Source organism: Paenibacillus sp. J31R98 (assembly GCF_056269245.1).
Genome location: NZ_JBWDNO010000002.1, coordinates 498314 through 509920, shown reverse-complemented (window position 1 = coordinate 509920; position 11607 = coordinate 498314). Strand labels below are relative to the sequence as shown.

Here is an 11607-nt window from a genome sequence, read left to right as displayed (position 1 = left end):
GATTTTTTGCATTTAAGGGCTTTTTTTCGCAATTGGAAAAGGTTGCTCCGCATGTCCTTTTCCGGCAAGTATGGTACAATAGTCGTTGAGGTGAAGGTAAGCGATGTTCCTGAAAAGGATAGAATTAGCCGGGTTTAAGTCGTTTGCCGATAAGACGGAGCTGGAATTCGTCCGCGGTATTACGGCTGTTGTTGGTCCGAACGGCAGCGGGAAGAGCAATATTAGCGATAGCATCCGCTGGGTATTGGGTGAACAAAGCGCGAAGAGTCTTCGCGGCGGCAAGATGGAAGATATAATTTTTGCGGGCAGCGATGCGCGTAAAGCGGTAAACTTCGGCGAAGTATCACTCACGCTGGATAACTCCGACAATGCGTTGCCGCTTGATTTTAACGAGGTCACGGTCACTCGTCGTGTACATCGAAGCGGAGACAGCGAATATTTGATTAATAAGCAGTCATGCCGACTGAAAGATATAACAGAACTGTTTATGGATACGGGGATCGGTAAGGAAGCGTATTCCATTATCGGACAAGGCCGGATCGAAGAGATTCTCAGTACGCGTTCGGAGGATCGGCGCGGGATCTTCGAGGAAGCATCGGGCATTGTGAAGTACAAGTCGCGTAAACGCGAGGCACAGAAGAAGCTGGATGAGACCGAGACGAACCTGCTGCGTATCCACGATTTGGTGACGGAGCTCGAAGATCAGGTTGAACCGCTTCGTGTGCAATCGGAGAAAGCGATTCAGTATAAGCAACTGCGTGATCAGCTCAAGCACGCCGAAATTTCGATGTACGTACATAACATAGAAACCGTACACAAATCCTGGAATGAATCGAACGCGAAGATGGCAAAGCTGCAAGAAGAGCAGCTTGCGCTCTCCACAGTCGTAAGCAAGCATGACGCGGTGCTCGAGAAGGACCGCTTGAAGCTGCGTGAGCTGGAAGAGACGCTTGACCGTCTTCACGAGTCGATGCTGCAATATAGCGAAGAGTATGAGAAATGCGAAGGCTACGGCGAGGTACTCAAGGAGCGCAAGCGCAACTTGGAGCAGAATCGTGCGCAGCTCGAAGCGACGCTGGCTGCACAGAACGAACGGATTCAGGCGCTGACGAAGGAAGAAGCGGAGTTCCGCGGCAAGGCGGCTGCGCTGGACAGCGATCTGAACACGTTGCGGGATAAGCTGACGCAGGAGGAAGCGCAGCTTCTAGGTACAGCTGCATCAACCTCTGGTGATGCAGAAGAATCGCTCAAGGGCGAGCTACTTGATGTGCTTAGCACGATGGCTCAGCTTCGCAATGAAATTCGTTATGCGAATCAGCAGGAAGAAGCGCTGCAGCGCCGGATGGAACGGCTAGGCGATGAGCATACGAAGTGGCAGGAGCAGCACGATAAGCTCAAGGCTAGACGTGCCGAGCTGACGCAGAAGCTGGAAGCGACGCTCGCTGACATTAACAAGTTCCGTAACAAGTATATTACGGAAGCCGAGCAGCTGCAGAACGGCCAGAAGCTGCTAGAGGAAGCTGGCGGCGCGATCCGCAAGTGGGAGCAGAAGCTCGAAGCGCTCACTTCCCGCCGGGATACGATGAAAGAAATGCAAGACGACCTCGACGGCTTCATGCAAGGCGTCCGTGAGATATTGAAATCGTCCCGCCGTACATCTGGTGGCGTAGAAGGCGTGCACGGTGCGGTCGCGGAGCTGGTCCGCGTGCCGGAGAAGGTTGAGGTTGCAATTGAGACAGCGCTTGGCGGCGCTCTACAACATGTTGTCATGAACGATGAGCGGTCCGCTCGTGCGGCGATTGCGTTCTTGAAGTCCCGTCAGCTTGGACGAGCTACGTTCCTGCCGCTTGATGTTATTCGCGGGCGGAGCATTCCGGAGCATGATCGCAGAACAATTGCCGGCATGGAAGGGTTCGTCGGCATTGCAGCCGAGCTCGTCTCATGTGATGCCAAGTATGCGCAGATTGCGGAGAATTTGCTCGGGAACGTGCTCATCTCCGAGACGCTTGAACATGCGAACCGGATTGCAGCAAGAATCCAATACCGGTTCCGTGTCGTTACGCTCGAAGGCGATGTCGTGAATGCAGGCGGTTCGATGACGGGTGGTAGCATCCAAAAGAAAGGCGCCAACTTGCTAGGACGTACGCGTCAGATCGAGCAACTGGATGAAGAGATTAAAGCGACAGGGGAGCAGATAACGAAGCTTCGCGATAAGATCAGCGACCTCCGCAAGGAGCAGTCGATTCGGAATCAGAACGTCGATGAATTCCGCGCGCAAGGCGAGAAGGTGCGAATCGAGGAGCAGCACGTGCGTGCGGAGCTCCAGCAGCTTGATAATGAGCAGCGCCATCTGGATGATCAGGCGCAGCTGTTCCAAGCGGACAGTGCCGGACATAAGTCGGAGCAGCAGCAACTCAGCCAATCCGCGAAGGAAGCGGAAGAACGCCTTGTGGTGCTGACGAAGGAAGAAGCGCGACTTCAAGAAGAGATTCGCGTGGCTGAAGAGCGCCGTAAAGCTGGAGAATCGGCCAAAGAACAGCTGCAGGATCAGTTGACGGATCTGAAGATCGCTCTAGCCAAGACGGACCAGGAGAAAATGTCCTTCGAGGACCAGGCATCCCGTATCCGTTCGGATGTTGGCCGAGCGAAGCAGGAACTATCCGGCTTGCGCGACTTGCTTGCACGTCAAGAGGAAGAGACGTCCCAGCATGCGGCAGAGAGCGTGAAGCAGGTTGAACAGCTGAACGCTTTGAAGCTGAAGAAGGATACCTGCTCGGAGCAGACAGATCTGAGACGCGCTGAGCGTGCAGAGCTTACACGCGAGCTTGAGCAGGGCGAGAGCGAGACGAAGGAGCAGCGCATGCAGCTGCGCAGCATCGAAGATCAGCTCAGGCAGATCGAGATTGCGGTCAATCGTCTCGATGTCGAGCTCGATAATTTGCTTCGCAAGCTTAGCGAGGAATATGAGCTCAGCTACGAACTGGCAAAGGAACGTTATCCGGTTCCGGAAGATGTGTTGGCTGCTCAGAATGAAGTCCGTGATCTGAAGCGTCGTATTTCGATCCTAGGGGAAGTCAACCTCGGCGCGATTGACGAGTACGAACGCGTGAAGGAGCGGTACACGTTCCTGAACGATCAGAAGAACGACTTGATCGAAGCGAAGACGACGCTGTATCAAGTTATTCGCGAGATGGACGAAGAGATGAGCAAGCGATTCCGCACTACGTTCGAGGCGATTCGCGGCCACTTCGTTGTCGTATTCGCGAAGCTGTTCGGCGGCGGGCGCGCTGACCTTATCATGGTCGACCCGGATCGGGTACTCGATAGCGGTATTGATATCGTTGCCCAGCCTCCAGGCAAGAAGCTGCAGAACCTGCAGCTCCTCTCCGGCGGCGAGCGTGCACTGACTGCTATCGCGCTGCTATTTGCGATTCTGCAAGTCAAACCAGTGCCATTCTGCGTACTCGACGAAGTTGAAGCCGCGCTTGATGAAGCGAACGTTGCGCGTTTCGCGCAGTACTTGCGCGAATTCTCGGAACTTACGCAGTTTATCGTCGTAACACACCGTAAAGGAACGATGGAAGAAGCGGATGTTCTCTATGGGGTCACGATGGAGGAAGGCGGCGTTTCGAAGCTCGTTTCAGTCCGGTTGGAGGACGAAGAAGCGGTATCTGCATAATTGCTGCATGTAGCAAAGAACGTATGTATTGTAGAGCCGGAGCTTAGGCCGCAGCTTGTATGCGCCGAAGCCCGGCTTTTGCAAGTAAAGGGATGGAGGACATCGAATGAGTTTTTTTAAACGGCTAAAGGAAAGCATTGCACAGAAGACCGAGGCGGTCACATCGAAGTTCAAGGAAGGCCTAACGAAGACGCGGACAGCGTTCGTGGGCAAGATCGAAGATTTGATCTCCCGTCGCAAGAAGATTGACGAGATGTTCTATGAAGAGCTGGAAGAAATTCTAATTGGCGCGGATGTCGGCGTAAACACGGTAATGGAACTTATTGATGATTTACGCGCAGAAGTGAAGAAACGTAAAATCGAGAATGCCGCTGAGTTGCAGCCGATCTTATCGGAGAAGCTTGTTGATCTGCTTAAAGGCAATGCTTCAACAGCGCTTCACATGGCAGATCAAGGCATGACAGTCATTCTGTTCGTAGGCGTTAACGGAGTCGGCAAGACAACGACAATCGGCAAGCTTGCGCATAAGTTCAAGAGCGAGGGCAAGAGCGTTCTGCTTGCAGCAGGCGATACATTCCGCGCAGGCGCGATTGAGCAGCTGGAGGTATGGGGCAAGCGTGTTGGCGTTGACGTGATCAAGCAGGAATCAGGCGCTGACCCTGCGGCAGTTATGTACGATGCGGTTCATGCGGCGAAGCAGCGCGGCGTTGATGTACTGCTCTGCGATACGGCTGGCCGCTTGCAGAATAAGCATAACTTGATGGAAGAGCTGAACAAGATCTTCCGCGTCATTCAGCGTGAAGTGCCAAGCGCACCGCATGAAGTATTGCTCGTTCTGGACGCAGCCACGGGCCAGAATGCCCTTAGCCAAGCGAAGCTGTTTGGCGAGAAGAGCGGCGTAACTGGTCTCGTACTGACGAAGCTCGATGGTACGGCAAAAGGCGGTATCGTCATCGCAATCCGCAACGAACTTGATCTACCGGTGAAGCTGGTCGGCCTTGGAGAGAAAATGGACGATCTGCAGGAATTTGATTCCGAGCAATTCGTTCACGCACTGTTCGGTGGACTGCTGCAAAGTGTAGAAGAAGAGACGGAACAAGCGTAATCATGATGGTCTGACGAAGGCGTCAAGCTTTTTTACTTGACAGCGTATATTCAGATGCGCTATGATAGGCGTCGTGGAATTGGTGTAAAGGTAATTGCCTTGACGCAAAGGAGTGGGAAGCATGATGATCCATGAATCTGACGCCCTGGCGAAGACGAATCGTATTAATATGCTGTTTGACTTCTATGAGAAGCTGCTGACTGAGAAGCAGCAAACTTTTCTTAAATATTATTTCCATGATGATTATACGCTCGGTGAAATTGCAGCCGAGTTCGATATTACAAGGCAAGCCGTGTATGAGCATGTGAAGCGTGCCGGAGCGGTTCTAGAGAGCTACGAGAGCAAGCTTGGCTTGCTGCGCAAGCACGCTGCCTCGGAGAACTGGCTGAACAAGCTGGAGTCACTCGCGGATATCGCGGGACCGAATGATGAGCTTCGGACGAAGCTTCAAGACATCGCTAAGGGATTGCGCGAGGAAGTACATGGCGGTACATAGTAAGAACTAGGAGGTGACGATCATGGCATTTGAAGGATTGTCCAGCAGGCTGCAGAACGTGTTTGGCAAGCTGCGCGGCAAAGGTAAAGTGTCCGAGGATGATGTTAACGAAGCGATGCGCGAGGTACGGCTCGCCTTATTGGAAGCCGATGTTAACTTCAAGGTCGTCAAGGATTTCATCGCGAAAGTGAAGGAACAGGCTATCGGTGCGGAAGTGATGAAGAGCTTCACGCCAGGCATGGTCGTCGTCGATATCGTAAACAAAGAGCTTACAGAACTGATGGGCGGCACGCAATCGAAGCTAGCCAAGTCGAATAAGCCGCCAACTGTCATTCTGATGGCTGGTCTGCAAGGTGCGGGTAAAACAACATCCAGTGCCAAGCTGGCGAAGCTGCTCCTCAAGGACAAGCATAAGCCGCTTATGATTGCAGGCGATATTTACCGTCCTGCTGCGATCAAGCAGCTGCAAGTGCTCGGCGAGCAGATCGGCGTTCCGGTCTTCACGCTCGGCGATCAGACATCGCCGGTCGACATAGCGCGCGCAGGTCTCCAGCACGCGAAGGACAATGGACATGATTATGTCATCATCGATACTGCGGGCCGTCTTCATATTGATGAAGCGCTTATGGCTGAGATTCGTCAGATTCATGACGTAACGAAGCCGGATGAGGTGCTCCTGGTTGTCGATGCGATGACAGGTCAAGAAGCTGTCAACGTTGCACAGAGTTTCCATAGCCAACTTGAGCTGACTGGTGTTATTCTAACGAAGCTTGATGGGGATACTCGCGGTGGTGCTGCATTGTCGGTTAAAGCAGTAACCGGTTGTCCGATCAAGTTCGCGGCGACTGGCGAGAAGATTGAACCGCTTGAGCCTTTCCATCCGGAGCGGATGGCTTCCCGAATTCTCGGCATGGGCGATATGCTCTCGCTGATCGAGAAAGCTCATTCAACCATTGACGCTGAGAAAGCGGCTGAGATGGAGCGCAAGATGCGCACGGCTGAGTTCACGTTCGAGGATTTCCTTGAACAGATGGAACAGGTTCGTAAGCTCGGACCGCTGGATCAACTGCTCGACATGATGCCTGGCATGGGCAAAATGAAGGATATGAAGAACTTCAAAGTGGATGAGAAGCAGATTGGCCGCGTTGAAGCGATTGTGAAGTCGATGACGAAGGCTGAGAAGCAGAAGCCTGAACTTCTGAATCACAGCAGACGCAAGCGTATCGCTGCAGGAAGCGGCACTTCCATTGCGGAAGTTAACCGCCTCATCAAGCAGTTTGAAGATATGAAGAAGATGATGAAGCAGTTCTCCTCGATGATGGGTCCTAAAGGTCCTAAGGGTGGCATGAAAGGTCTTAAGAACATGCTGCCGAAAGGCATGAAGTTTCCGTTCTAATTAAGGAGATAAGCATACGAATATTTTTTGAAGGAGGTGAATTTCAAAATGGCAGTACGTATTCGTTTGAAACGTATCGGTGCGCACAAAGCACCTTTCTACCGTGTGGTTGTATCGGACTCCCGTTCGCCGCGTGACGGTCGCTTCATTGAAGAAATCGGCACTTATAACCCGGTTGCTCAACCGGCTCAAGTGAACATCGATGAAGAGAAAGCTCTTAAATGGCTTCAAAGCGGAGCTCAAGCTTCTGACACAGTTCGTAACTTGCTTTCCAAAGCAGGCGTTATGACTAAGCTTCACGAATCTAAGCTTCAAAAATAACTACTCGATGCGGGGGGCCTATTGTCATGAAAGATTTGATTCTTGTCATAGCGAAGGCTTTAGTGGATTACCCGGAGGACGTGCGTGTCGACGTGAAAGAAGACGATCGCGGCACCGTCTATCTGCTGTCGGTGAATCCTGACGATGTCGGGAAAGTCATCGGCAAGCAGGGACGGATAGCTAAAGCGTTGCGGACGGTTGTCACATCGGCTGCCGTCAAATCGCATAAGCGCGTCATGGTCGATATTATTTCATAGCGATCGTACATCGAGACAGGGTTAGGATACGTACGTATCCTAGCCCTTTTTCGATGTTAATATTACGAATAAGGCAGGAGACAATAATGGAACAGTGGTTATCTGTCGGTAAATTAGTGAATACACATGGCATCCGCGGCGAAGTGAAAATTGTGTCGCAGACGGATTTTCCTGAGGAGCGCTTCGCACCGAACTCGGTGCTGATACTGCTTGAGCCGGAATCGAAGCGCAAATTAGAAGTAGAAGTTCTGAGCGCTAGGCTCCACAAGAATATGTACATCGTGAAGTTCAAGGGCTGGGATGACATTAACGAAGTAGAGAAGTACAAAGGCTGGGAGCTGAAGGTGTCCAAGGAAGATCTTGTGGCGCTTGAAGAAGGCGAGTATTACCATCACCAAATTATTGGCTGTACCGTTGTAACGGATGAAGGCGCCGAGCTTGGCGTCATTACGGAAATTCTATCCCCAGGTGCGAACGATGTATGGGTCGTGCAACCGAAGAAGGGCAAACAGGTGCTCATTCCTGTCATTGACGATGTCGTGCTCGATGTCAATATTGCCTCAAAGACTGTACAAGTACACCTGATGGAAGGGCTGATCTAGCCTTATGCGTATTGACGTATTAACGCTGTTCCCCGAGATGTTCCATGGCGTATTCGGTGCGAGCATTCTCGGCAAAGCGCGCGACAAAGGTATTGTTAGCCTGAACGCGATTAACTTCCGTGATTATGCGAATAATAAACATAATACGGTTGATGATTATCCATATGGCGGTGGTGGAGGCATGGTGCTGAAGCCTGAGCCGCTCTTCGCTGCTGTAGAGGATCTTATGCCCGAAGGCGGACAGAGTCCCCGCGTCATACTGCTTTGCCCGCAAGGGGAGCCTTACACGCAGAAGAAGGCAGAGGAGCTGTCGCAGCATGAGCATCTCGTGTTCGTGTGCGGCCACTATGAGGGCTATGATGAGCGTATTAGGCAGCATCTCGTCACCGATGAAATATCGCTTGGTGATTATGTGCTAACAGGCGGCGAGCTTCCGGCGATGGTAATGATTGACAGCGTCGTTCGTTTGCTTCCAGGCGCACTTGGCAATGAGAACTCTGCTGTGACCGATTCATTCAGTACGGGACTGCTTGAGCATCCTCACTATACGCGTCCAGCGATGTTCCGCAATTGGGAAGTGCCTGAAGTGCTGCTCTCCGGACATCATGCCAATGTGGAGGTTTGGCGGCGTCAACAGTCCATTCTTCGTACGCTCGATCGTCGTCCGGAGCTGCTCGAAACAGCTGAGCTGACGAAGAAAGAACGGCTGTGGCTGGATGGAATTATTAAAGAACGCGCCAATAAACAATAAGCTAATCCTCTAGCGTGCTTCGATAGTCTTTTAGAAAGTAGTGTTGTGTTCTAGGTGTGGATATGTTATAGTATCTGATGTTGCTTTGTTAACTCGGACGGTCCGCTATAAAGCCAAGATCCGTTTCGTTTGTAGTGAAGGATTCGGGTAGCTTATAAGAACGTCTATGGTGGAAGGAGTGAATCATAATGAATCTTTTGCAAATCATTGCGCAAGAAAATCTTCGTACTGACATCCCTAACTTTCGCCCAGGCGATACATTGAAGGTGCATGTTAAAGTTATCGAGGGTTCGCGTGAGCGTGTACAGTTGTTCGAAGGCGTTGTTATCAAACGTCGCGGCGGCGGTATCTCGGCTACTTTCACAGTGCGTAAAATCTCGTACGGCGTTGGTGTGGAAAGAACTTTCCCACTGAACTCGCCGAAGATCGAGAAGATCGAAGTTGCTCGTCGTGGTAAAGTTCGCCGCGCGAAACTGTACTATCTTCGCGAACTTCGCGGTAAAGCTGCGAGAATCAAAGAAATTCGCTAATGAACGTCAAGAGGGGGACTTGCGCAAACAAGTCCCTTTTCGTTTTTCTACATATGTTTTCAAAAAGTTAACTCCGATGATAGAAGAGGGTGGATAGCGTGGATCAACAACGCCGGACGGAAGAAAACGAACAAGATGTTCAGCAGCAAGATGCAGTAACACCTGCTGAAGAAAGTGCGGATACCCCGGTAGCTGCAAGCAGCCGTTCAGGCAACCGTACGCAGAAAGAAGTAATGGAATGGGTCAAAGCGCTCGCCATTGCAGCGATACTCGTTCTCGTCATTCGCTATTTCCTCTTTGCTCCGTTTATTGTTGACGGGCCTTCGATGGAGCCTAACTTCTATACCGGTGAACGGTTAATCGTGAATAAAATCATTTATGATATTAGAGAACCAAAGCGTGGCGAAGTCATCGTATTCCACGTGCCTGATGAAGGCCGTGATTTCATTAAGCGCGTCATTGGCGTGCCAGGTGACAAAGTGAAATATGAAGGCGACAACCTGTACATTAACGGCAAGAAAGTAGATGAGCCTTACTTGGCAGAATCGATTGCGAAAGCCAAAGCTAACGGCGAAATCTTTAATAACGAAGGAACGGATCGGAACTTCCCGAACGCGAACTTTACGACTGATGTTGTGCCTGAGGGTACTGTGCTCGCATTTGGTGACAACCGCCGCAACAGTAAGGACAGCCGGATAATCGGCTTTGTTTCGGACAAGGAGATCGTCGGCAGAGCCGATATTATTTTCTGGCCAGCTGCGAAAATTTCCTTCGTGAAACATGGATGAGGTGACTAAAACGATATGACGATTCATTGGTTTCCCGGCCATATGACAAGGGCCCGGAGGGAAATTGAGGCTAAGCTCAAGCTGATTGATATTGCAATCGAGCTGCTTGATGCGAGAGTACCGCTCTCAAGCCGCAACCCGATGGTGGATGACATTCTTAAAGGGAAGCCTCGCTTGATTTTGCTGAATAAGACAGATTTGGCTGATGCCCGGACGACGGACAAGTGGATGGCTTATTTTGCAGATCTGGGGCACACAAGCCTTGCAATAGATGCTTCAACAGGCACAAGAGTGAATGAAATTCCGGTGAAAGTGAAGCAGCTGCTTCATGCGAAGATTGCGCGCCAAATATCCAAGGGGATTACGCCTCGTGCGGTACGCGGACTGATCGTCGGCATTCCGAATGTCGGCAAATCGACGCTTATCAATCGGCTTGCAGGCCGTGCTATCGCCGCAACTGGCGATCGTCCAGGCGTGACGAAGGGTCAGCAGTGGATTAAAGTCGGCACAGAGATGGAACTGCTCGATACGCCAGGTATTTTATGGCCGAAGTTCGAGGATCAGCTTGTCGGCATGAAGCTGGCGATGACTGGTGCAATTCGTGAGCAGGTACTCAATGTTGAAGATGTTGCTTTCTTCGCTGTGAAAGAGTTGACGAAGCGTTATTGGGATACAATGTCAGAGCGTTTCGGTTTGACACAGCCACCGAAGGATTATGACGATGCAGATGAGATTGTGCGCGTCATGGAAGATATCGGACGCAAGCGCGGCTGTCTCGTGAGCGGCGGTCGGGTTGATCTGGAGAAAGCATCCGGTATCATTCTGCGTGAGCTCCGGGCAGGAAACCTGGGACGGATCACTTTGGAATCACCGGAAGATATGATATAGGAATTGCATGGACGGCTGCCTTGATTGTATGAGGGAGCCGTTTATTATTTCATGGGATTACGCGAGTGGGGAAGCGGAGGAACCGGGGATGCTGGAGTTTGAGAAGCCGTTATGGGCGCAAGGCTTTCGATATATTGCAGGGGTTGATGAGGTAGGCCGGGGCTGCTTATTCGGCGACGTGGTCGCTGCAGCGGTTATTTTGCCAGAAGGACTTGTGCTTGAAGGGATTGATGATTCAAAAAAGCTGACAGAGAAGAAACGCGATGAACTGTACGATGTCATCATGGAGCATGCGGAAGCATGGGCTGTCGCGTGTGTCGATGCATCTGTCGTGGATACGATCAATATCAAGCAAGCTGCGCGACTAGCGATGAAGCAGGCGGTTCAGATGCTGTCGGTACAAGCGGAGTATTTGCTCGTCGATGCGGAGAAGGTAGACCTTCACTTGCCGCAGGAAGCGATTATTAAAGGCGATGCAAGGAGCCAGTCAATCGCTGCAGCTTCGATTATGGCGAAAGTGACTCGTGATCGACTCTGTCAAGGCGAGTGGAATGATCTGTACCCGGATTACGGCATTGCGATACATAAAGGGTATGCAACGAAGCTGCACCGTGAGAAGCTGCTTGAGCTTGGACCAAGCCCGATGCATAGGCAGAGCTTCCTCCGTAAGCTGTTTGCGGAGCAGGAAGTGGAACAGCAGTTGTTGTTTTAATGAATAGTAATGCCTGCTGATGTCCTAAGCGGCTGATTTCGGTATAATCGGAGTCAGCGGCTTTTTTTGTTTTGGAGGAGTA

General features: G+C 51.4%; 12 protein-coding genes. All 12 read left to right on the top strand.

The window, feature by feature from the left end:
* Nucleotides 1–103: 103 nt before the first annotated feature.
* Complete coding sequence (smc, locus tag AC0YNX_RS10795; protein ID WP_475815685.1) at nucleotides 104–3679, top strand: chromosome segregation protein SMC; 3576 nt, start codon at nucleotides 104–106, stop codon at nucleotides 3677–3679.
* Nucleotides 3680–3785: 106 nt separating this feature from the next.
* Nucleotides 3786–4784 carry a signal recognition particle-docking protein FtsY gene (ftsY, locus tag AC0YNX_RS10790; protein ID WP_475815684.1) on the top strand — a complete coding sequence of 333 codons (999 nt, stop codon included), beginning with the start codon at nucleotides 3786–3788 and terminating at the stop codon, nucleotides 4782–4784.
* A 121-nt stretch (nucleotides 4785–4905) separates the two neighbouring features.
* Nucleotides 4906–5280, top strand: coding sequence for a YlxM family DNA-binding protein (gene ylxM / locus AC0YNX_RS10785; protein WP_475815683.1), 375 nt, complete (start codon nucleotides 4906–4908; stop codon nucleotides 5278–5280).
* Nucleotides 5281–5302: 22 nt separating this feature from the next.
* A complete protein-coding gene (gene ffh, locus AC0YNX_RS10780) occupies nucleotides 5303–6676 on the top strand; it encodes a signal recognition particle protein (RefSeq protein WP_475815682.1) in 1374 nt (457 codons plus the stop codon).
* A 48-nt stretch (nucleotides 6677–6724) separates the two neighbouring features.
* The gene (gene rpsP, locus AC0YNX_RS10775; RefSeq protein ID WP_475815681.1) at nucleotides 6725–6997 is read left to right on the top strand and encodes a 30S ribosomal protein S16; all 273 of its coding nucleotides are present in this window, start codon (nucleotides 6725–6727) and stop codon (nucleotides 6995–6997) included.
* A 26-nt stretch (nucleotides 6998–7023) separates the two neighbouring features.
* Nucleotides 7024–7254, top strand: a complete 231-nt coding sequence (locus AC0YNX_RS10770) for a KH domain-containing protein (protein WP_090574094.1) — start codon at nucleotides 7024–7026, stop codon at nucleotides 7252–7254.
* Between the two features lie 83 nt (nucleotides 7255–7337).
* Nucleotides 7338–7856, top strand: a complete 519-nt coding sequence (gene rimM, locus AC0YNX_RS10765; RefSeq protein ID WP_475816223.1) for a ribosome maturation factor RimM — start codon at nucleotides 7338–7340, stop codon at nucleotides 7854–7856.
* Nucleotides 7857–7860: 4 nt separating this feature from the next.
* Nucleotides 7861–8607, top strand: a complete 747-nt coding sequence (gene trmD, locus AC0YNX_RS10760) for a tRNA (guanosine(37)-N1)-methyltransferase TrmD (RefSeq protein ID WP_475815680.1) — start codon at nucleotides 7861–7863, stop codon at nucleotides 8605–8607.
* Nucleotides 8608–8795: 188 nt separating this feature from the next.
* On the top strand, nucleotides 8796–9137 hold the full coding sequence (gene rplS, locus AC0YNX_RS10755) for a 50S ribosomal protein L19 (protein WP_116187122.1): 342 nt from the start codon (nucleotides 8796–8798) through the stop codon (nucleotides 9135–9137).
* Nucleotides 9138–9235: 98 nt separating this feature from the next.
* Complete coding sequence (gene lepB / locus AC0YNX_RS10750; protein WP_475815679.1) at nucleotides 9236–9925, top strand: signal peptidase I; 690 nt, start codon at nucleotides 9236–9238, stop codon at nucleotides 9923–9925.
* A gap of 15 nt (nucleotides 9926–9940) precedes the next feature.
* Nucleotides 9941–10813 carry a ribosome biogenesis GTPase YlqF gene (gene ylqF / locus AC0YNX_RS10745; RefSeq protein ID WP_475815678.1) on the top strand — a complete coding sequence of 291 codons (873 nt, stop codon included), beginning with the start codon at nucleotides 9941–9943 and terminating at the stop codon, nucleotides 10811–10813.
* A gap of 88 nt (nucleotides 10814–10901) precedes the next feature.
* On the top strand, nucleotides 10902–11525 hold the full coding sequence (locus AC0YNX_RS10740; RefSeq protein WP_475816222.1) for a ribonuclease HII: 624 nt from the start codon (nucleotides 10902–10904) through the stop codon (nucleotides 11523–11525).
* The last annotated feature ends 82 nt before the right edge of the window (nucleotides 11526–11607 follow it).